Origin of the sequence: Sphingomonas sp. (assembly GCF_036402235.1) — a bacterium.
Taxonomy (GTDB): domain Bacteria; phylum Pseudomonadota; class Alphaproteobacteria; order Sphingomonadales; family Sphingomonadaceae; genus Sphingomonas.
On sequence record NZ_DASWTG010000008.1, the window covers coordinates 178408 to 199065 of the forward strand.

General features: G+C 69.2%; 23 protein-coding genes. 10 read left to right on the forward strand and 13 right to left on the reverse strand.

The window, feature by feature from the left end:
• Positions 1–55: 55 nt before the first annotated feature.
• The 7 genes from VGD28_RS01600 (at position 56) to VGD28_RS01630 (ending at position 5745) form a co-directional block, all read left to right on the forward strand.
• Positions 56–670 carry a glutathione binding-like protein gene (locus VGD28_RS01600; RefSeq protein ID WP_331026579.1) on the forward strand — a complete coding sequence of 205 codons (615 nt, stop codon included), beginning with the start codon at positions 56–58 and terminating at the stop codon, positions 668–670.
• A gap of 57 nt (positions 671–727) precedes the next feature.
• Positions 728–1903, forward strand: coding sequence for a lycopene beta-cyclase CrtY (gene crtY / locus VGD28_RS01605; protein ID WP_331026580.1), 1176 nt, complete (start codon positions 728–730; stop codon positions 1901–1903).
• Positions 1900–3378: a phytoene desaturase gene (locus VGD28_RS01610; protein WP_331026581.1), complete on the forward strand. Its 1479-nt coding sequence runs from the start codon at positions 1900–1902 to the stop codon at positions 3376–3378. The genes crtY and VGD28_RS01610 overlap by 4 nt, the downstream gene beginning before the upstream one ends.
• A gap of 86 nt (positions 3379–3464) precedes the next feature.
• Positions 3465–3848, forward strand: coding sequence for an endonuclease domain-containing protein (locus VGD28_RS01615; protein WP_331026605.1), 384 nt, complete (start codon positions 3465–3467; stop codon positions 3846–3848).
• Positions 3845–4426, forward strand: a complete 582-nt coding sequence (locus tag VGD28_RS01620; protein WP_331026582.1) for a TIGR00730 family Rossman fold protein — start codon at positions 3845–3847, stop codon at positions 4424–4426. The genes VGD28_RS01615 and VGD28_RS01620 overlap by 4 nt, the downstream gene beginning before the upstream one ends.
• A gap of 127 nt (positions 4427–4553) precedes the next feature.
• Positions 4554–5501, forward strand: a complete 948-nt coding sequence (locus tag VGD28_RS01625) for a phytoene/squalene synthase family protein (protein ID WP_331026583.1) — start codon at positions 4554–4556, stop codon at positions 5499–5501.
• Between the two features lie 49 nt (positions 5502–5550).
• Positions 5551–5745, forward strand: a complete 195-nt coding sequence (locus tag VGD28_RS01630) for a hypothetical protein (RefSeq protein ID WP_331026584.1) — start codon at positions 5551–5553, stop codon at positions 5743–5745.
• Between the two features lie 3 nt (positions 5746–5748).
• On the opposite strand, the gene VGD28_RS01635 is transcribed toward VGD28_RS01630, so the two are convergent.
• Positions 5749–5979 carry a hypothetical protein gene (locus VGD28_RS01635; RefSeq protein ID WP_331026585.1) on the reverse strand — a complete coding sequence of 77 codons (231 nt, stop codon included), beginning with the start codon at positions 5977–5979 and terminating at the stop codon, positions 5749–5751.
• A gap of 96 nt (positions 5980–6075) precedes the next feature.
• On the opposite strand from VGD28_RS01635, the gene VGD28_RS01640 reads away from it, so the two are divergent.
• Positions 6076–7893 (forward strand): ABC transporter ATP-binding protein/permease, encoded by a 1818-nt coding sequence (locus VGD28_RS01640; protein ID WP_331026586.1) that lies wholly within the window; start codon positions 6076–6078, stop codon positions 7891–7893.
• 94 nt (positions 7894–7987) lie between these two features.
• Here VGD28_RS01640 and VGD28_RS01645 read toward each other — a convergent pair whose 3' ends face one another.
• The gene (locus VGD28_RS01645; RefSeq protein WP_331026587.1) at positions 7988–9313 is read right to left on the reverse strand and encodes a dihydroorotase; all 1326 of its coding nucleotides are present in this window, start codon (positions 9311–9313) and stop codon (positions 7988–7990) included.
• Between the two features lie 44 nt (positions 9314–9357).
• Here VGD28_RS01645 and VGD28_RS01650 point away from each other — a divergent pair, with 44 nt between their 5' ends.
• The gene (locus VGD28_RS01650) at positions 9358–10098 is read left to right on the forward strand and encodes a folate-binding protein (RefSeq protein ID WP_331026588.1); all 741 of its coding nucleotides are present in this window, start codon (positions 9358–9360) and stop codon (positions 10096–10098) included.
• Here VGD28_RS01650 and VGD28_RS01655 read toward each other — a convergent pair.
• The 6 genes from VGD28_RS01655 to VGD28_RS01680 all read right to left on the reverse strand — a co-directional run bounded on the left by VGD28_RS01655 (position 10087) and on the right by VGD28_RS01680 (position 16009).
• A complete protein-coding gene (locus tag VGD28_RS01655) occupies positions 10087–10797 on the reverse strand; it encodes a phytanoyl-CoA dioxygenase family protein (protein ID WP_331026589.1) in 711 nt (236 codons plus the stop codon). The two genes, VGD28_RS01650 and VGD28_RS01655, sit on opposite strands and share 12 nt — an antisense overlap.
• 137 nt (positions 10798–10934) lie before the next feature.
• Entirely contained in the window at positions 10935–12059 is a 1125-nt protein-coding gene (locus VGD28_RS01660; protein WP_331026590.1) for an OmpA family protein, read from the reverse strand.
• Positions 12060–12167: 108 nt separating this feature from the next.
• The gene (locus VGD28_RS01665) at positions 12168–12668 is read right to left on the reverse strand and encodes a DUF2793 domain-containing protein (protein ID WP_331026591.1); all 501 of its coding nucleotides are present in this window, start codon (positions 12666–12668) and stop codon (positions 12168–12170) included.
• Positions 12669–12683: 15 nt separating this feature from the next.
• Entirely contained in the window at positions 12684–14819 is a 2136-nt protein-coding gene (locus VGD28_RS01670) for a phage tail protein (RefSeq protein ID WP_331026592.1), read from the reverse strand.
• Positions 14820–15203 carry an NlpC/P60 family protein gene (locus VGD28_RS01675; RefSeq protein WP_331026593.1) on the reverse strand — a complete coding sequence of 128 codons (384 nt, stop codon included), beginning with the start codon at positions 15201–15203 and terminating at the stop codon, positions 14820–14822. It abuts the gene before it with no gap.
• Entirely contained in the window at positions 15200–16009 is an 810-nt protein-coding gene (locus VGD28_RS01680; protein ID WP_331026594.1) for a DUF2163 domain-containing protein, read from the reverse strand. The genes VGD28_RS01675 and VGD28_RS01680 overlap by 4 nt, the downstream gene beginning before the upstream one ends.
• 185 nt (positions 16010–16194) lie before the next feature.
• Between VGD28_RS01680 and VGD28_RS01685 the strand changes: the two genes are divergently transcribed.
• Positions 16195–16842 carry an NYN domain-containing protein gene (locus VGD28_RS01685; RefSeq protein ID WP_331026595.1) on the forward strand — a complete coding sequence of 216 codons (648 nt, stop codon included), beginning with the start codon at positions 16195–16197 and terminating at the stop codon, positions 16840–16842.
• Here the strand turns inward: VGD28_RS01685 and VGD28_RS01690 are convergent.
• From VGD28_RS01690 to VGD28_RS01710, 5 genes are read right to left on the reverse strand one after another with little or no spacing between them, the layout of a single operon-like run.
• Positions 16839–19121 (reverse strand): DUF2460 domain-containing protein, encoded by a 2283-nt coding sequence (locus tag VGD28_RS01690; RefSeq protein WP_331026596.1) that lies wholly within the window; start codon positions 19119–19121, stop codon positions 16839–16841. The two genes, VGD28_RS01685 and VGD28_RS01690, sit on opposite strands and share 4 nt — an antisense overlap.
• Positions 19121–19690: a tail tape measure protein gene (locus tag VGD28_RS01695; RefSeq protein WP_331026597.1), complete on the reverse strand. Its 570-nt coding sequence runs from the start codon at positions 19688–19690 to the stop codon at positions 19121–19123. The genes VGD28_RS01690 and VGD28_RS01695 overlap by 1 nt, the downstream gene beginning before the upstream one ends.
• On the reverse strand, positions 19683–19877 hold the full coding sequence (locus tag VGD28_RS01700) for a phage tail assembly chaperone (RefSeq protein WP_331026598.1): 195 nt from the start codon (positions 19875–19877) through the stop codon (positions 19683–19685). The genes VGD28_RS01695 and VGD28_RS01700 overlap by 8 nt, the downstream gene beginning before the upstream one ends.
• Positions 19874–20188, reverse strand: coding sequence for a GTA-gp10 family protein (locus VGD28_RS01705; protein WP_331026599.1), 315 nt, complete (start codon positions 20186–20188; stop codon positions 19874–19876). The genes VGD28_RS01700 and VGD28_RS01705 overlap by 4 nt, the downstream gene beginning before the upstream one ends.
• 33 nt (positions 20189–20221) lie before the next feature.
• On the reverse strand, positions 20222–20629 hold the full coding sequence (locus VGD28_RS01710; RefSeq protein WP_331026606.1) for a phage major tail protein, TP901-1 family: 408 nt from the start codon (positions 20627–20629) through the stop codon (positions 20222–20224).
• Between the last annotated feature and the right edge of the window lie 29 nt (positions 20630–20658).

Consider the following 20658-nt stretch of genomic DNA (forward strand, 5'->3'; position numbering starts at 1 on the left):
GACCGCCCCGATATTCATGCGAAACAGTACAAAAAATCAACCAGGGAGTCGTGCCATGAAGCTTTATTTCATCCCCTTCGCCTGCTCGCTCGCGTCGCGCATCGCAACCGAGGAAGCGGGTCTCGACGCCGAATTCGTGCAGGTGCTGCCCGGCCACAAGCTGCCCGACGGCGGCGATTACCGCGACGTCAGCCCGATGGGCTATGTCCCCGCGCTGGAGACGCGCAGCGGGATCACGCTGACCGAGGGCCCGGCGGTGCTGCAGTATCTCGCCGACAATGCCGCGGACGGCGTGCTCGCCCCCGCGTTGTTCAGCGAGGAGCGCTACCGCATGCAACTGTGGCTCAACTTCGTCAGCACCGAGGTGCACAAGGCGGTGTTCGCGCCGCTGTTCGCCAAGGATGCGGGCGAGGCGGAGAAGCAGGCGGCGCTCGGCCGCGTGGCCAAGCCGTTCGCGGTGCTGTCGAAGCACCTGGAGAGCCGCGAGCATCTCGGCGCCAGCTTCACCGTGGCCGATGCCTATCTGCTCGCCGTGCTCAACTGGTGCGAGACCGCGGGCGTCGACATCGCCGCCTGGCCGGTGCTGCTCGGCTATCGCACGCGGCTGCGCGCGCGGCCGTCGGTGGCGCGGGCGATGGCGGCGGAGATGCCGCTGCTCAAGGCCGCTTGATCGCACGCCGCCGCGCACGGGGTTGCGGGCACTGCCCCACAACCCTAAGCGGCGGCGATGCCAGCCATCCACCATTGTGACCTCGCCATCGTCGGCGGCGGGCTTGCCGGCGGTTTGCTTGCGCTCGCCCTGCGCAAGCAGCGCCCCGACCTCAACCTGCGGATCATCGAGAGCGGGAAGGCGCTGGGCGGCAGCCACCTCTGGTCGTTCTTCGCCAGCGATATCGCGGCGGCCGACCGCTGGCTGGTCGCGCCGCTCATCTCCTATGGCTGGGCGCGCCACAGCGTCGCCTTTCCGGGCCATGCGCGCACGCTGAAGGCGCCCTATTATTCGATCGAGTCCGAGCGGCTCGACCGGGTGGTGCGCGCGGCAATGCCGGCCGGCGGCGTGATGACCGGGCGCAAGGTGCTGGGCGCGAGCGCGCGCGCGGTCGTGCTGGCCGACGGCGACCGGGTGGAGGCCGGCGGCGTGATCGATTGCCGGGGACCCGGCGATCTCTCCATGCTCGACCTCGGCTGGCAGAAGTTCCTCGGCCGCGAGCTCGCGCTGGCCGAGCCGCACGCCCTGAAGCGCCCGATCGTGATGGACGCGACCGTCGAGCAGATCGACGGCTACCGCTTCGTCTATGCGTTGCCCTTTGCGGCGACGCGGCTGTTCGTCGAGGACACCTATTACAGCGATACGCCCGAGATCGACGCCGACGCGCTGCGCGAGCGGATCGATGCCTGGACGCGCGCGCGCAGCATCGCGGTCGAGACGGTGACGCGCGAGGAGACCGGCGTGCTGCCCGTCGCGATGGGCGGCGACTTCGAGGAATATTGGCGGTCGGGCGGCAATCGCGTCGCCAAGGCAGGGATGCGCGCCGGGCTGTTCCACCCCGTCACCGGCTATTCGCTACCCGATGCGGTGCGGCTGGCGCGCACGATCGCACAGGCGAGCAACCTCGACGGCACCGCGCTGCACGAGTTGAGCTACGGCTATGCCCGGCGGCAGTGGCAAAGGCGCGGTTTCTATCGCATGCTCTCGGCGATGTTGTTCCGGGCGGCCGAGCCCGAGGAGCGCTATCGCATCCTCGAACGCTTCTATCGACTGGACGCGGGGCTGATCGCGCGCTTCTATGCGGGCCAGTCGAGCCTGCTCGACCGCGTACGGGTGCTGGCGGGCAAGCCGCCGGTGCCGGTCGGACGTGCCTGGCAGGCGATCAGTGGCCAAAGAAGCAAGGGGACGTCGTGAAACGGGCAGTCGTCATCGGCGCGGGATTTGGCGGGCTGGCGCTCGCGATCCGGCTGCAGTCCGCCGGCGTGGACACCGTGCTGGTCGAGGCGCGCGACAAGCCCGGCGGCCGTGCCTATTATTGGGAGAGAGACGGCTTCACCTTCGACGCCGGCCCCACCGTCATCACCGCGCCCGACGCGCTGGAGGAGCTGTGGGCGCTGTCGGGGCACCGCATGGCAGACGACGTCACGCTGGCGCCGGTCAATCCCTTCTACCGGCTGAGCTGGCCGGACGGGACCAGCTTCGACTATTCCAACGACGACGCGGCCCTGGCGGGCGAGATCGCCAAGCTCGACCCCGCCGACATCGCCGGATACCGCCGCTTCCTCGACTATTCGGCGGGCGTGTACCGCGAAGGCTATGAGAAGCTTGGCCATGTGCCGTTTCTCGACCTAGCCTCGATGGCGAAGGCGGCGCCGGAGCTCGCCCGGTATCAGGCATGGCGCAGCGTCTATTCGATGGTCTCGTCCTTCGTGAAGAACGAGAAGCTGCGCGAGGCGCTGTCGTTCCACACGCTGCTGATCGGCGGCAATCCGATGACGACGAGCGCGATCTATGCGCTGATCCACAAGCTCGAGCGCGATGGCGGGGTGTGGTGCGCGCTCGGCGGCACCAACCGGCTGGTCGACGGCATGGCGCGGCTGTTCGAGCGGCTGGGCGGCGTATTGCGGCTGGGCGACCCGGTGATCGAGATCGAGACGCTGGGCGAGCGCGCGACCGGGGTGGTGACGAAGAGCGGCGAGCGGTTCGAGGCCGACGCTGTGGCGAGCAATGCCGACCTGATCCACAGCTATCGCGACCTGCTCAAGGGCTCGCGCAGCGCGCAACGGACCGCGGCGCGGCTGGAGCGCAAGCGCTTCTCACCCTCCGTCTTCCTCGTCCATTTCGGGATCAAGGGGACGTGGCCGGGCATCCCGCACCACATGATCCTGTTCGGGCCGCGCTACAAAGGCCTGCTCGAGGACATTTACGACCATGGCGTGCTGAGCCAGGACTTCTCGCTCTATCTCCACCATCCGACGGTGACCGACCCGAGCCTCGCGCCCGAGGGGCATTCGACCTTCTACGCGCTCGCCCCGGTGCCGCATCTCGGCAAGTTCCCGGTCGACTGGAACGAGATCGCGCCGGTGCTGGAGAAGCGCATCCTCGACGAGGTCGGGCGGCGGCTGATCCCGGATATCCATGAGCGGATCGTGACCAAGTTCAGCTATGCGCCGAACGAGTTCCGCGACGATCTGAGCGCGCATCTGGGGAGCGCGTTCAGCCTCGAGCCAATCCTGTCGCAGAGCGCCTGGTTCCGCGCGCACAACCGCGACGGATCGATTCCCAACCTCTATTTCGTCGGCGCCGGCACTCATCCCGGCGCGGGCATTCCCGGCGTGGTCGGCAGCGCCAAGGCGACCGCCGCGCTGATGCTGGAGCAAGGCACGTGAGCGATATCCTCCCCGGCACGGGGAGGGGGACCGCCGCCGCAGGCGGCGGTGGAGGGGGCGTGAGGCAGTTGCTGAGGCCCGAGGTTGTGCTGGCCCGAAAGCTTCGGCGGGAAATGAGCTATCCCGAGGTATTGCTGTGGCAACGGCTGCGTGGCGGGAAAACAGGCGCGAGGTTCCGCAAGGGCCACCCGATCGGACCCTATGTCGCAGACTTTTACTGTGCCGCGGTTCGGCTGGTAGTCGAGGTGGACGGATTTTCCCATGAGGTCGGAGATCGGCCGAAGCGGGATTCAGCTCGAACGGCGTTTTTAGAAGAGAATGGATATCGCGTGTTGCGGATACAGGCTTCGGAAATTTTGCAGGATGCAGATGCAGTAGCAACCTCGATCGCTTCCCTTGTGGCGCCCCCCCTCCACCATCCGGCTCCGCCGGACGGTCCCCCTCCCCGTGCCGGGGAGGATAAGGAATGAAGCGTCTTGCCATCTATTGCGGGTCGGCGACCCCCAACGATCCCGTGTTCATCGAGAATGCCCGCTTCGTCGGCCGCACCCTGGCCGAGCGCGGCATTGGCGTGGTCTATGGCGGCGGGCGGCTGGGGCTGATGGGCGCGGTCGCGGATGCGGCGCTGGAAGCGGGCGGAGAGGTGATCGGGGTGATCCCGCAGGCGCTGGTCGATGCCGAGGTCGCGCATCGCGGCTGCACCGAGCTGCACATCGTGCGCACGATGCACGAGCGCAAGCAGGCCTTCACCGACATTTCGGACGGCTTCGTTACCCTGCCTGGCGGCACCGGCACGATGGACGAGCTGTGGGAGGCGATGAGCTGGGCGCAGATCGGCTATCACGCCAAGCCGGTCGGCCTGCTCAATACCGCGAACTTCTATGACGGGCTGATCGCGTTCGTGAAGACGATGGGCGAGGTCGGCTTCCTGCGCCCGCAGCACCAGTCGATCCTGCTGATCGACGACCGGCTCGACGGGTTGCTGGAAAAGATGGCGGCGCATGTGCCCGTCACCACGATCGGCCAGATCGGCAGCAAGGATCTATGATCCGTTCCGTTCGTGCTGGGCTTGTCGAAGCACTGCCCTTCTTCGGCACGACGAGGAAAGCAGCCCCCTTCGACGCCGCCTGCGGCGTCGCTCAGGACAGGCTTCGACAAGCTCAGGGCGAACGGGGATGAGTGCCGGGTCTCCGAGCCGCGCCTCGGTGGTCGCGGCGGCGCAGGACAGCATCGCGCGCGGTTCGCGCAGCTTCGCGATGGCGAGCCAGATCTTCGACCCCGCGACGCGCGAGCGCGCCTGGCTGCTCTATGCCTGGTGCCGCGCGTGCGACGACCTCGCCGACGGGCAGGAACTGGGGCGCGATGCTGCGCCGGTCGCCGATCCGGCGGCGCGGCTGGCGCGAATGCGCGACCTTACGGCCAGGGCGCTGGCGGGCGAATGGACCGGCGACGCGGCGTTCGACGCGCTCAAGATCGTCGCGGAGGAGACCCGCCTCCCCCACTGCTTCGCGCACGACCTGATCGAGGGGTTCGCGCTCGACGCCAAGGGCTGGTTCCCGCGCTCCGAGAATGACCTGCTGCGCTATTGCTACCATGTCGCGGGCAGCGTCGGCTGCATGATGGCGGTGGTGATGGGGGTCGATCCGGCGGACGAGGCGACGCTCGACCGCGCCTGCGACCTCGGCATCGGGTTCCAGCTTGCCAATATCGCGCGCGACATCGAGGCGGACGACCGCATCGGCCGCTGCTACTTGCCGGTCGAATGGCTGGTCGAGATGGATATCCCGCCCGGCCAGCATATGAAGCCGCCGTTCCGCGCGCGGCTCGTGGTGATCGCCAAATGGCTCGCCGAGATGGCCGAAACCTATACGGCGAGCGCACGACGCGGCACCCCGGCGCTGCACTTCCGCTCGGCCTGGGCGGTGCTGGCGGCGGCGGGTATCTATGGCGGCATCGCCCGCGAGGTGGCGGCACGCGGCGCGCATGCCTGGGATCATCGCGCCGCGACCAGCAATCTGCAGAAGCTCGGCTGGCTGGCGCGCGCACTTCCCCAAGCGGCGCTTCGCGCAACACTCTACCCGCCGGCGCCGCGCGCCGCGGAGCTCTGGACCCGGCCGCGTTAACCGCGTTCGGCGAGGATCGGGTGAAGGAGAGGATGCGAGAGGAGCCGGGATGACTGCTCTATCGCTTCACCTGTCCCGCGCGCTCGCGAAGGGCCGTGCAGCCCCCGCCCCGACCGCGAGCCGCGCGGACCTTTTACTGACCCTGCTGCGCAAGCGCGCCGCCGCGCACAATGCCGGCGCGCCCGAGCTGGAGGCGCTGTTGCGCGACCAGATCCGCTGGGCGCTGCCGATGGAGCGTTCCTGAGCGTCAGCCGCGCGGCGTGCGCGCCTGGTTGCGCGCCATCTGCTCGCCGCGGCGCTGGCAGGCCGCGACGATGACCGGGAAGGAAAGGTCGGCATGGCGCGGCAGCACCTGCGTCATCGCGGCCTGGCATTGCGCCGCACTCTGATACCGGGCCGGCTCGACCCGCGCCTGGCGGCATTGCGACTGGTCGTCGCCGCAGCCTAGGATCGCCATCACGTAGAAAACCGGCTCCATCTTCCTGCTCCTCGCCCGGTCAACGAGCGGGAGGGCGGCGGCGTTCCGCGCATGCATGCGTTGCATCCGGCCGCGTGCAGGCCCAGATAGGCGCCCATGCCGCCCCAGACCGCACCCGCCGGCGGCGAACGCCCTTTGTTCGCCACGCTCCGGCGCTTCCTTCCCTATCTCTGGCCTGCGGGCATGCCGGGGCTGAAGGCGCGCATCGTCGGGGCGCTGCTGCTGGTGCTGCTATCCAAGGTCGTCCAGGTCTATGGTGCCGCCTATGCGCTCAAGGCCGCGGTCGACAGCATGGCGCTGAACGATCGCAGCGTGGTGACCTTCGTCATCCTGATGGTGGTCGGCTACGCCGCGGCGCGGCTGTTCACCACGCTGTTCGACAACCTCCGCAACACCGTGTTCGAGAAGGTCGGGCAGGATGCGACGCGGCGGCTCGCCATCGTCACCTTCCGCCACCTCCACCAGCTCTCGCTTCGCTTCCATCTCGAGCGGCGCACCGGCGCGGTGACCAAGGTGGTCGAGCGCGGGACCAAGAGCATCGATTCGATGCTCTATTTCCTGCTGTTCAACATCGCCCCGACGATCCTCGAGCTGGCGCTGGTGCTGCAGATCTTCGGCAGCAAGTTCGGCTGGTGGCTGGTCGCGTCGACGTTGGCGATGGTGGTGATCTACATCGGCTTCACGCGCTGGATCACCGACTGGCGCTCCAAGCTGCGCGAGCGGATGAACGACCTCGACACCGGCGCGGTCGCGCATGCGGTGGATTCGCTGCTCAACTTCGAGACGGTGAAGTATTTCAACGCCGAGACGCGCGAGGCCGACCGCTATTCAAAGGCGGTCGACGCCTATGCCAAGGCCGCGATTAGATCCGAGAATTCGCTCGCCTGGCTCAACATGGGTCAGTCGCTGATCACCAATGTGATGCTGGGCGCGGGGATGGCGGTGGTCGCCTGGGGTTGGTCCTCGGGCGATTTCAGCGCGGGCGATGTGGTGTTCGTCTCGACGCTGCTCAGCCAGCTGTTCCGGCCGCTCGACATGCTCGGCTGGGTCTATCGCACGATCCGCCAGGGCGTGATCGACATGGGCGCGATGTTCGACCTGATCGACACCGATGCCGAAGTGAAGGACGTGCCGGGCGCACCCGCCTTGCAAGTCTCGCGCGGTGAGGTGCGGTTCGAGGACGTGCATTTCGGCTACGAGGCCGGGCGCGACATATTGAAGGGCATCGACCTGGTCATCTCGCCGGGCCAGACGGTCGCGGTGGTCGGCCCTTCGGGCGCGGGCAAGTCGACGCTCGCGCGCATTCTCTATCGCTTCTACGACCTGACCGGCGGGCGCGTGACGATCGACGGGCAGGACATCAGCCAGGTCACGCAGGCGAGCCTACGTGCCGCGATCGGCATCGTCCCGCAGGATACGGTGCTGTTCAACGACACGGTCGGCTACAACATCGCCTATGGCCGCGAGGGCGCGACGCCCGACCAGGTCGCGGCTGCGGCGCGCGGCGCGGCGATCGCCGGGTTCATCGAGAGCATGCCCGACGGGTATGAGACGCGGGTGGGCGAGCGCGGGCTCAAGCTGTCCGGGGGTGAGAAGCAGCGCGTGGCGATCGCGCGCACGCTGCTCAAGGATCCGCCGATCCTGATCCTGGACGAAGCGACCAGCGCGCTGGATTCGCGGACGGAGGCGGAGATCCTCGACACGCTGGAGGCGATCGAGCGCGGCCGCACCACGATCGTGATCGCGCACCGGCTGTCGACAGTGGTCAACGCCAACCGCATCGTGGTGCTGGAGGCGGGGCGCATCGCCGAGCAGGGCACGCATGCCGAACTGCTCGAACTGCGCGGCGTCTATGCCGAGATGTGGGCGCGCCAGCAGGCCGAGCGCGAGGCGGTGTCCGAAGCGGCGGAGTAGAAGAACCCGTCACCCCAGCGAAAGCTGGGGTCTTGTACGGCAAGCGACGCGCTCGCGGCGAGAGACCCCAGCTTTCGCTGGGGTGACGCTGGGATTACCCGAACTCGACCGCCTCGAACCGCACCGGGCGACCGTGCGCGGCGTTGGCGAGCTGGCCGTCCCACATTACCTGGCGCCCGCGGATGATCGTGCCGATCGGCTTGCCGGTGAGGGTGTCTCCAGTGAATGGCGACCAGCCGCAGCGCGAGGCGAGCCAGTCTTCCTCAACGGTCCATTGCTTCTTCAAATCGACCACGGTGAAATCCGCGTCATAGCCCGCGGCGATCCGGCCCTTGCCGACCAGTCCGAACACGCGCTGCGGACCGGCGCTGGTGAGGTCGATCAGTCGTGCAAGCGTCGTGCGCCCCTTGGCGACATGGTCGAGCAGCAGCGGCAGCAAGGTCTGCACGCCCGGCATGCCGCTGGGCGAAGCGGGATAGGGCTTCGCCTTCTCCTCGATCGTGTGCGGCGCATGGTCCGAGCCGAGCACGTCCGGCACACCCTGATTGAGCCAGTGCCACAGCCCGTCGCGATGCGCGGCCGAGCGGATCGGCGGATTCATCTGCGCATAGGTGCCGAGTCGCGGATAGGCGTCCTCAGCCGCCAGCGTCAGGTGCTGGGGCGTCACCTCGCACGTCGCGATGTCCTTGTGCTGGCCGAGCAGCTCCAGCTCCGCCGGGGTAGTGACGTGGAGGACGTGGATGGGCCGCCTTGCCTCGCGCGCGAGCTTGAGGATGCGGCGGGTGGCAAGGATCGCGGACTCGTCGTCGCGCCACACGGGATGCGAAGACGGGTCACCCGCCACCCGCTCGCCCTCGCGCGCGTTCATGCGGAACTCGTCCTCGGCATGGATCGCGACGCGGCGATGGCCCGAAGCGAGCACGCGCGCGAGATTGGCGTCGTCCGACACCAAGAGGTCGCCGGTCGAGGCGCCCATGAAGATCTTGACACCCGCGGTGCCCGGCATCCGCTCCAGCTCGGCGAGGTCCGCGGCATTGTTGTTGGTCGCGCCGACATAGAAGGCGTGGTCGCACCACATCCGATCCCTGGCGCGCGCGAGCTTGTCGTTGACCGCATCGGCGCTGTCGGTGTTGGGCTTGGTGTTCGGCATCTCGAACACCGCGGTCACCCCGCCCAGCACCGCGGCGCGGCTGCCGCTCTCCAGGTCTTCCTTGGCCTCGAGCCCCGGCTCGCGGAAATGGACCTGGCTGTCGATCACGCCGGGCAGCACGTCGAGCCCGGTGCAGTCGATCGTCTCGCCGGCGTCTCCTTGCGCGCCGATCGCGACGATCCTGCCGTCGCGCACGCCGATATCGACCTGTGCCGGACCCGAGGGCAAATGCACCGTGCCGCCGATGAGCTTGAGATCGAAGGTCGCCATATCAGCCTCTTTTGCAGTCGCTCCCGGCGTCCTACCTGTTCGGCATGACAGAGACCAGCCAAGTTCGGGCGACCCTGCTCGCCGACCGTGCCCTCATTCGCGTTTCGGGGGAGGATACCCGGGGCTTCCTGCAAGGGCTGGTGACGCAGGACATGAACGCCGTCGCGCCCGGCGCGCCGCAATGGGCGGGGCTGCTCACCGCGCAGGGCAAGGCGCTGTTCGACTTCATCCTGTGGGATGCGGACGATGCGATCCTGATCGATTGCGAGGCGCAGCAGCGCGAAGCGCTGATCCGGCGCCTGTCGATCTATCGCCTGCGCCGCCCGATCGCGATCGAGGCAGTGGAGGGCGGCGCGCACTGGTCGCGTGACGCCGGCAAGGGCGTACCGGATCCGCGGCTGGCGGCGCTCGGCTATCGCTGGCTGGGGGAAAGCGCTGGCGCGCCCGTGGATGGCTGGCTGGAGCACCGCCTGCGCCTCGGCGTGACCGAGGGGGTTGCCGAGCTTGGCTCGGACAAGACGCTCTGGCTCGAATGCAACGCGATCGAACTCAACGGCGTCAGCTTCGGCAAGGGCTGCTATGTCGGGCAGGAGAATACCGCGCGGATGAACTGGCGCGCCAAGGTCAACCGCCGCCTTGTCGTCGCGCCACTGGGCGAACAGGGGGAGCGCACGCGCGCCGCCTACCCCGAACTCGGCCTGATGGTCGAGCATCGCCGCGTCGAAGCGCTGGGCGATGCGATCGTACCGGATTGGCTGGCGGTAGCACTACCCTCAGATGCCTGACCACAAGAGCCCGCCAGGCAGATCGAAGGCGGCGTAGTCGATCTGCAGCACCCGGCGGCGGCGCGGCACCGCTGCCGCTTCCGAGGCGTGCAGGATCGGCGTTGCATAGACCCAGATGTCGCCCGCACGCGCTTCGCAGGCGTGGACGCCGCACCGCTCAACCACGGCGTCGATCGCATCCTCGCGCACCAGACCGAAGTGGTGCGAGCCGGGCGCGATCAGCAACGGCGCATTGTCGGCCGGAACATCATCGAGATGGATGCGGATCGTCACCATCCGGGCGAGCAGGTCGAAGGGGGGCGCGACGTGGAGCAGTCCCGCTTTGACGGTCCACGGTCCGAACCCCGGCGCCTCGCGGCGCTCACGAACGCAAATGGTGCGGTCCTGATGCCAAGCCAGCGACCAGTTTGCCGCCGGACTCTTGTCGAACAGGATCGCACGCACCGGCCGGGCGCCCTCCCCGGCGAATGGCGCGACGCTCGAGCCAATCGCGCCATGGGGGCCGAGCAGGCGATCCAGCCCGGCGACACCCTTCAGCCGCAGGCCAGGCCGGTAAGCGGATAACGGAGAGATTGCCGTCTCGATGTCGCTGAGGCCAGCTGCTGCCGCAGCGTCGAGACGCATCGCGCCATGCGGGGCGAAGCGCATCGGGTCCCGCGCGGTCGCAGGCTCAGCCGGGGATGGGAGGGCCGTGCGCACCGCGCCAGTTTGGGCCCAGCGCGAGCCTGCCGCAAGCCATGTGGTGCAGGGGGAACCTCCGGTTCGGGCAAAGAAAAAGGGAGGCCGGTTGCCCGGCCTCCCCAATTCTTGTCGATCCGCAGAGCGGACCGCGCGGCTTACATGCCCGAGCCCGGACCGTAAGTGATTTCCACGCGGCGGTTCTGCAGCTCGCGGACGCCGTCGGCGGTCTCGACGCGCGGGCGGCTTTCGCCGAACGCTTCCGAGCTGATCGTGCCGTCGGCGATGCCGCGGCCGGTCAGGTACGCACGGACCGAGTCCGCACGGCGCTGCGACAGGCCGACGTTGTAGCTCGCCGAACCCGAACGGTCGGCGTGGCCCGCCAGCATGACCTGCGCGTTGCCGCAGTTCTGGTACGCCGAGATCGCGTTGTCGAGGATGCCGGCCGCCTCAGGCGTGATGTCCGACTTGTCCCATTCGAAGAACACGATGTACGGTCCCGGGGTGCAAACCGGCGGCGGCGGCGGCGGCGGCGGAGCCGGCGGCGGCGGCGGCGGCGGCACTTCGACCGGCGGCGGCGGCGGCGGAGCCGGCGGCTCGCCGAAGTTGAAGGTGATGCCGCCCAGGATGCTGTGCGAACGGAAGCGGCCGTCGAACTGGCGGCCGGTCACGTCGACCAGCTTGACGTTGTCGGCGTTGAAGAAGCGATACTTCAGCGTCACGTCGATGTTGTCGCTGATCGGCTGACGCAGACCGGCGAGCACCTGCCACGCGAACACGGTGTCCGAATCGTCGAGGAACGAGCCGTTGTCGTTCAGGCCGTAATCGGCCTTGACGCGCGACACGCCCGCGCCACCGCCGATGAAGCCCTGCACGCCATCGTCATCGCCGAAGTCGAGCAGGCCGTTGACCATGAAGCTCAGCGCCGACGACGAGCCGCCAGCATAGTCATAGTTGCCGGACGGGAAATTCACCAGCGCACCCGCCGCGTTGTAAACCGGCGTCGAGACCGTCGCGCGATAGCCGTCGACGGTCGCGCGGCGATAGCTGACGTCCGCCTCGATGCGGAAACCGCCGAGGTCGTAACCGATGACGCCACCGACGTCCCAGCCATAGTTGTGATCGACCGTGCTTGCGCCCGGTGTCGCGCCGATGTCGAAGTTGATGTCTTCGACGATCATCGCGCCGCCTTCGACGCCCACATACCACGCGTTATCGCGGGCGAGGGCGGGCGTTGCGAGCGCGGTCGAAGCGAGTGCCAGTGTTACGGCAAGCTTCCGCATCATAATCCCCTTTCTTGGTTGCCACTTCGGACAGCGCTAACTTCCTACTCGCTCGAAAGTTTCCGCGCAAGCGAACAAAATCTGGGGACTGTTGCCGGAACGTCACAGTTACCCGGGGTCGATCAGGCCATGCGCCCGAAGCGCGTCGAGCACGGCCTCGATCGCGGCACGCGCCTCGAGGTCCACGACCGTGCCGCCGTCCGGATCGTCGATCGCCGCCTCGCGCGGCCCGACCACCTGCTCGCCATCGATCTCGAGGCGCGTCGCGGTGACGCGCCCGGCGTGCCAGGCACCCGACATATAGCGCGCGGCGACCCCCTCCGACGCGATCCATGCGCTCATCCCCTCGCGCGGGGCGCTGAAGCGCCAACCGCCCGCCGTCCAGGACGCGATCGACCCGGCCTCGCCCGCCCATGCGCCGCCGGGCGACTCGCCGACGATCCAGCACTGCCCCGGCGCCGGGGCGGAGGGCGGCGCATTCAGCCCCGCGTCCTCGACGCAGGGCTGGATCAGCGCATCGGCCAGCGTCAGCGCTTCGTTGTGGAAGAGTTCCTTCTGCGCCTGGCCGGGATGCAGCAGGGGCAGCGCGAATCGTGCGGTTGCGCTCATGTCGTTGCTCCAGTTCTAGAGAGTCAGGAAAGCGGGCGGCGACAGGCCGTGATCGCCGATCTGGCGGACTTCGATCAGCACCGGCAGCGCGAGGCTGGCCGGCAGGGGCAGCTCGGCCGCGGCCACCGTCTCCACCAGCGCGTCCCCGGCGGCAGGCACGATCCGGACGCGGTATTGCTCGGCCTCCTCGCCCAGCGGCACCTCGACGCCGTCGAGCCAGCGCCAGCCGGTCCGGCTGCGGCGCGTCCAGCGCAGCAGCGTCGCGCCGCCCGGCGCCGGCCCGGTGCGCAGATGCACCGGCGCGGGCGGCAGGACCGAAGCCCCGGTGAGCTGCGTTTCGGCCTGCACGCCCTCGCCATCGGCGGGCGCGGTCGCCAGTATCGCGACATCCGCGCCGATGCCCGCAATCGCGTCGCGCGTCGCGAGCGCCAGGGCGTCGAGCAGCACGAACCGGTCGCCCGCCGCCGCCGTGCCGGTCGCGCCCTCGCTCCCCCGGCGTCCGCGCCACAGCCGGGTCAGCCGCCAGCGATTGCCGCCGAGCGGCTCGGCCTCGCCGAACTGCACCAGCTCGTTCCCGATCAGCGCGAGGTTCAGCCCCAGATCGAGCCCCGCATCGTCGGCATCCGCCAGCGCCATTGCGGAATGCGCCAGCGCGACGATGATCGCATTGCGCCGGTCGACGATCGCCGGATCGGCCGCATCCCCGGCGTCCTCGACCGTTCCGCAGACGGCCGGTGCCGCGCTGCTCCCCGAGGGCTCCCAGCGTACGCCGCGATCGGTGCTGACCGCGAGCGCCGCCCGGCGCCAGCCTGCGCCGGTGCCGCAGGCCGCGATCGACAGGCGCGGCGCCGCGAGCGTCCCCTCGCCCAGATGCGGAAGCTCGAACGCGTGGAGGATGGTCGATCCTGCAATCTCGTCCGGCGCGGGCAGCACCCGCCCCGGCGTCGCGCTCGCTGGAAGCGGGGCGGATGCGATCCGCACCAGTTCCAGCTTCACCGCCATCGCCTCCAGGCTCCAGTCGGCGACGCGCCATTGCCCCGGCTCGCCCGCCACATGAACGCGAGCACCCGGCGGGATCGCGAGCGCGCTCCATCCCGACAGGATCATCCGCCGCTCGCGTTGCTGGTCGGCGCGGGCGAGCGCCGCCTCGGCCAGTTGCTTGGCCACCCCGGCGGAAAGCGCCGCAGGCAACTCGATCTCGGATTCGCGGTAGCCCGCCCCCGGCCGGCTCGCGCTCTGCGCGCCCGCCTGATAGTCGCGCGCCGGGTCGTAGTGACTCAGCGTCACGCGCCGCGGTGCCCGGTCGGCGGTGGCGATCGTGCGGTCGCCCGGCGATCCCACGGCCGCGCCGATGTCGGTGACCAGCACCGTTTCGCCCCTTCCCGACAGCAGCGTCACGCCGCCCGCCAGCAAAGGCCAGGCCCCGGCCGCCTCCGCCAGCGGCTCGATCACCCCGCGCAGCGACCCGCCATAGGCCGAGAAGCCGTCGATCGGCACCAGCCCGTCGCCGCCGGAAACGCGGCCGTCCGACAGCGCTTCGGCGATCGCCTCCGCTGCCACCGGCCCCGGATCGGCCACCACCTCGAACGACAGCGCAGGGATGCGATTCCCATATTCCGCCAGCTCCAGATCCTCGAACACCGCATAGGCGATGCCGCGATGCGCAGGCGCGAGCCCGATCCCCTCCGCCGACGCGATCAGCGGATCCGCCGCCTGGCCCTCGCCGCCGGTGTGCAGCCGGAATCCGGTGCGCGCCTTCCAGTCGCCCGCCGCGCCGCGCAACAGCTTGCCGTCGGCCCAGATCCGCCCGATCGAAAGGATCGGCCGCGCGGACAGCGCCACGGCGAACGAGGCCGTGTAGCTGTAGGTCGTGGTGGTCGGCCGCCCCTTGCCGCCCTCGCGATGGCGGTGCTCGACCAGGTCGGTCGCCCAGATCACCGATCCCGCAACCCGCAGCGTCCCGAAGAGCTTGGGCAAGGGCGTGCCATAGCTCGACGTCTGCATTTTGAGCTCGCTCAGCCGCGGCCCCTCGCGCCCCTTGGGCTTGAACAGCAGCTCGCGGTCGATGAACTGGCCGGCCATGCTGCCGATCATCGATCCGATCGGGCCGCCGATCGCGCCCCCGATCGTGCTCAATACCAGCGTCGCCATTCATCCCTCCGTTGTCTCTGGCCTGCGCCAGCGCATCAGCTCGGGCCAGGGCGCCGTCCCTGGCCGCTCGACTACGCGCCGCAGTGCGGCGTCGGCGTGGATCACGCTTCCGCCGCCATCGATTCCCAGATGCAGCTGCCCGGGGCCTGCGCGAAACAGCACCAGATCGCCTGCGCGCGCGTCGCCCGCCCGCACCAGGCCCGCCGCCGCGATCCCCGCGATCATCTGCGCCGTATCGCCCGAGCGCAGCGAATAGCCGCGCGGCACAACGGCGCCGAAAGCGAGTCCGGCCAGCCCGACACAGTCGAGCCCGTCCGCAACGGTCCGCCCATGCAGCCTGAACTTCGCGCCGATGGCGCAGCGCGCCCGCTCGAGCGGGGTCATGCTCCCGGATAGCGGGTCAGCAAGTCGATCCCCGGCAGATACGGCTCGCCGCGGAAATTCGCCGCGTTGCCGAACCGCGCGGCACAGGTGGCGATCGACTTGTCGCATCCCTCGCTCACTTCCACCAATGCGCCCATCGCATCGAAGCGCGGCGCGCGACGCAGCGTCACCACCGCGCCCGAAGACGCGCCGATCGCATCCTCCAGCCCGGAATTGGCGCCGCTGATCCAGCGCAGCCGCCCGCCGGCCCAGCCGCCGGGCAGCGGCTCGTCCGCGTCTAGCGTCAACGCCGCCCCGTCCGCGGCGATCACCCGCGCGAACCGCCGCCGCCCGGCCATCGCCACCCGGCATCTCCTGTCGCCCAGCTCGGCCCGGCATTCGGGCGAGGTCAGCTCGACCACCGGCGCTTCCAGCGCCGCCGCAAGGCCGCGCAGCTCCGCGGTCAGCACGCCGCGCTTCAATTCCACCGCGCCGATCGTCCCCTCGCCCAGCGATTGCCGGTTGGCCGGATCGGTCCAGTCCACCGCGAGCAGCGCCACCCGCGCGCCGTCCCAGCGCCCGGCGAGCAGATCCGCCTCGCTGATCGCCGCGCCCGACAGCGCCCCGGTCACGTCCATGCTCTCGGCATCGAACGACGCGCCGCGCTGGATCGCCGAGGGTGTCATCCCCGGCGCCGCGCGATAGATGAAGCCGTCCACCACCAGGTCGAGGTCATGCGCGGTCAGCCCGATCGCCACGCCATCGCACCGCTCGACCCGCCAGCACAAAGCGATCGTCGCCAGCGGCTCGTCGAGCCAGCTCGCCATATCATGTTCCTTGATGTGAGGAATGATGCGATCCTAGCAACCGCATGATATCCGGACAAAAATAAACCCCCGGGGCCGAAGCCGCCGGGGGTGCCTGCGGTAAACCGCAGGGGTAGATTCCGTGCTTTCGATGTGTTCTACAACCAATTGGTTGTCAAGAGGTTGCATAGATGCCGAAAGAGCGGGTGGCGATCTACATTGATGGATTCAATCTCTATCACGCCATTGATAACTTGGGGAAACCTCACCTTAAATGGGTCAATATCTGCAAGCTCGGTAAGCTGCTTACCAAACCGAAAAGCCAACGAGTTGTTGCAGTTAGGTATTTCTCCGCGCTCGGCAACCATTTTTCTGGTACGCCTAAGGTCCACCGCCTCACGAGGCATCGCGAGTACGTAAAGGCGCTGACTGCCAAAGGCGTGGACGTCCGGCTAGGAAACTTCGCGAAACGCGATCTCCATTATGGGGATGGCGTGGGCCGTTACAAAGCGAAGTGGCGCAGATATGAGGAGAAGCAAACCGATGTCGGGATTGCAGTCCACTTGATCCATGATGCGCATCGCGACATTTTCGACCGCGCTTTGGTCGTGTCGCTGGATACGGACATGTTACCCGCGTTTCAGATCATGCAAGCAGCATTCCCTGCAAAGCCGATTGTATGTGTTGCGCCACCCAATCGCCCCCATCATCGAGAGATCCAGAATCTAGGCATTGAACTAGACAACATCAAAGTGTCCCAGCTGGAAAAAGCCCTGTTCGGCGCCAAAGTCGTACAGCACGGTGTTTGCGTCGCGCGGCGACCTGGAGCGTATACGCCGCCCACCACTCCCTAACCCTCCCGCACCTCGACCAGCGGCACGCTCGGTGCCGCCCCGGCCATGAAGGTCGCACGATTTACCGCCAACGAATCCTCGGCGAAGCGCACCGTCACGTCGAAGCGGAACCCCGCGGTCACCACCGCGCCCTCGCCGGGTGGCGTATCTAGCACCACCATCCCGCCCGCGCCCAGCTCGAACGCCGCGGTCTCCACCCCGTCGACCGCGACGCGCACGCTGCCCGCCACCGGCCGGGTGATCCGCCGCGCGGTATCGCCATAATGCTTGACCAGCGCGAAGCCCTGGGCCTCGCCGTCGCCGGCGCCGATCAGCTGGTCGGTCGCGCCCGGCTCGCCCTCGTCGTTCGAGCAATCGTCGAACGGGTCGCGCAGCCGGAACGCGCGCGCCGGCCCCATCCGCGCCCGATAAAAGGCAAGCAGTTCGCGGATGTCCGCCTCGCTGCGCACCCCCGGCCCGACATCGTAGCGCGTCCGCGCCTGCGCCCAGGCGGCGTTGCGCGCCTCATGCCCGCCCGCGCTGGTCAGGATCGCGGTCGAGACCTCGGGCGCCACCTCCGCCTCGCGACCCAGCGCGATCGGGAACAGCACATCGTCGAATGCCTGCACGTCATCCTCCTGATCGAATGTCACGAAGCCGTCGCGGATCACCTGCGGCAGCGCCCAGATGAAGGTGGCGGCGACACCCCGCCGCCGCGCCGCCTCCGCCGCATCGGCGATCCCGCGCCACTGGTGCGCGTCCGCGCCGTTCAGCACGAACCCCGCGAAATAATGCTGGCGCTCGACGGGATAGCCGAGCCGCGCCTGTGCCAGCGCGATCCCCTTCGCGCTCGCGACCCGGTTGCCCGCCGCGGCCCAGTCATAATCTTCGAGCTGCAGCACGTCGAAGGCGGGCGAGGCCCAGCCGACCGGCAGGTTCGCGCGCTTGAGCTCGGGCGCCTCGCGGTCGAGCACGGTCGGCAGATAGGCGAGCAGCAGCAGCTCGGCGTCGGGCGCCTCCGCCCGCACCGCCGCGCCCAGCGCCGCGGTCGATGCCGCGAGCAGCGCCCCCGCCGCATCGAGCACGCCGGTGTCAGGATCGCCGCGCACATTCTGCTCGGGCGGGTCGCCCAGCGCCGCCTTGGCCGCATCGTCATGGATGCACAGCCGCCCGTCGGGCATCACCCACCACCACGGCTCGCCGATCTGGAATTTGACCGAAAGGCCGGCGCCCTGCGCGATCCACACGAACGCCCTGGCCACCGCGTGGAGATAGGCCATCGCCCCGCCATGCGCGGGCGAGAGCAGCGCCGAGGGTGGCGCCCATCCCGTCAGCCCCGGCGATCCGTCCGCCGCGCGCTGCTTCCAGTCGTTCCAGCAATGCGCGTCGAACAGCTCGTAGCTCAGCGACCAGATCACGCCGAAGCCCAGCGCCTTGGCGCGGTCGGCGAAATCCCGGTGCCACGCCGCGCACGGCGCATTGAGCGCCCCGCCCGTCAGGCTCGCATAATAGCCGCCCGACGCCGCCTCGAGCCGGAAATAATGGCTCATCCCGACATAGTGGACGATGTCCCCGCGATAGCCGAGCTGAAGCGCGTTCCTCAGCAGCCGCGCAGGCGTCAGATGATAGCTGTCGTCATAGCCGCTGCAGATCGACAGGCCGTGCTCGGGCACCACGACCTCGCCGATGCTCAGCACCGCCCCCGGCCCCTCAACTGCGATCCCGCTGAGCTCCGCCCAGCCCTCGGCCGGCGCCGCCAGCGCGGCGTCCCCCGCAGTATATCCCTCGGGCACCAGGCTCACGAACATCCGGTCGATATCGCCGGCCCAGACCGGATCGGCCTCGCCCGGCAGCATGAACCCGCCGTCGATCGCCGCGAAGTCCAGCGACACCAGCGCATCCTCGGGCGTGCCCTGCGCATAGTTCCACAGCCGCACATACCAGGCGCGAGCGGCACCGCTCGCATCCCGCCCCTCGATCGTCAGCACCGGGCCATTGACCGCGTCCAGCGCCACCACCCCGCCGGAGCGCCAGCGGAACCGCAGCCGGCACCCGCGGAAATCGCGGCTGGTCTCATAGGCGAGCAGCGGGTGATCGTGCCGGTCCTCGGCCTCCCAGATCAGCCCTGCCAGATCGTCCTGGCGATAGAAGACCGCGTCCACCCGCAGCGCATCGGGCGCGGTCGCCGTCACCGCCGCCATCATCGGCCGCGGGAAATTGACCGTCCAGAAGCGCGGGTCGAAGCGCGAGATCACGCCCTCCGCCTGCACGGTGCGTTCCTTGGCGAGCCACCAGCCCATCACTCCACCCCCGCCAGCGCCGATCTCACTGCGCGCGCCACCTGACGGCTCGATTGCCGCAATGCGCCCGCGCCTTCGCCCGAGGGCGCGTTGATCGTGATCGCCACGCGCACGTCGCGCCCGGTCCTGCCCGCCGCAGGCACGTCGACGCGCCCGCTCGCCGTCGGCACGAACAGCTCGGGCCCGCGCTCGCCGACCCAATAGGCACGGCCCGGCGATACCGGCCCGCCCGTCGCCCGCCCCGGTGCGCCGAGCAGGCTGGCGAACAATCCGCCGAGCCCGCCGCCGTTTCCGCCGCCCCCGCCCCCGAAGATCGCCGCCAGGCCGTCGCGCATCGCGCTCGCGGCAACCTCGCCGAGCACGCTCATCGCCACGCGCTTCAGATCCTCGAACCCCAGTCTGCCGGTCCGCGCGGCGCGCAGCAGCGTCCGCTCGATCGCATCGCCCGCGCGCTCGGCGCTTGCCTGCAACGGTCCGTCGATCGACCCGCGCATTTCCGCAACGTCTCTCGCGAAGCCCTGGGTGTCGGCGCGCACGCTCACCACCAGCCGCTCGATTTCCTCATCCATCGGGAAACGCCTCCATCATCGCCGCGATCGTGCCGCGGTCGGGCGGCGCGGCCTCGTCGCCGCGCAGCGCCTGCGCCAGCGCCATCAGCTCGGCCGGGGTGGCGCGCCAGAACGCATCGGGCGCCCAGCCGAACGCTACTCCCGCCTGCCCCGCAAGCCGCGCCGCGGCCTCGGCGAAACTGCTCATCTTCCTGCGAGAATCTGCCCGAGCAGCATCTTCAGCGCCGGGGTCGCCGCCGCCAGCCCGCCCGCCGCCACGCCCTCGCCGAACGCCTCGCGCGTCAGCCCCTCGGGCGGATCGCGCAGGCAGTGCCAGAACAGCGCGACCATCTCGCCGACGCCGAGGCGCCCGTCCGCCGCGCGCTCGACCAGCGCGAATAGCGGCCCCAGCTCGGCCTCGGCCGCGACCAGTGCGGCGAAGCTTGGCCGCAGCACCAGCTCCGCGCCCGCCACGCGCAGCGACGCTTCGCCGCGCGCCGGATTTGCTCCCGCTTTCATTGTCTTCTCCTGTGTGCCTTCGCCCGGCCGGTCCTATGCCGACACCACCGGCCCGGAGCTCTCCAGGCTCAGCGTATAGGAGCGCTCGCCATTGAAATCCCCGGCATAGTCCAGCCGCGTGACCAGGAACCGCCCGGTCATCGTCTCGCCGCTCTCGAAGCTCAGCCGATAGTCGTCGAGCACGCCCGACAGCGCATTGGCCTTGACCCGCACCTCGGCCGCCGATCCCGTGAACACCCCGGCGCCCGACACGCTGACGCTGCGCACGCCTGCGCCCGACAGCAATTCGCGCCACCCGCCCGAATCCTTCGACGTGATCGCCACCGCCTCGCCATTGACGCTCAGCTGCGTCGTGCGCAGCCCCGCCACGGTGGCATAGGCCACCGGCGATCCGCCATCGCCCACCTTGAGCAGGAATGCGCTTCCCTTCTCCGCCGCCATCATATTCCTCCGTCTTTCCGCACCGGCCC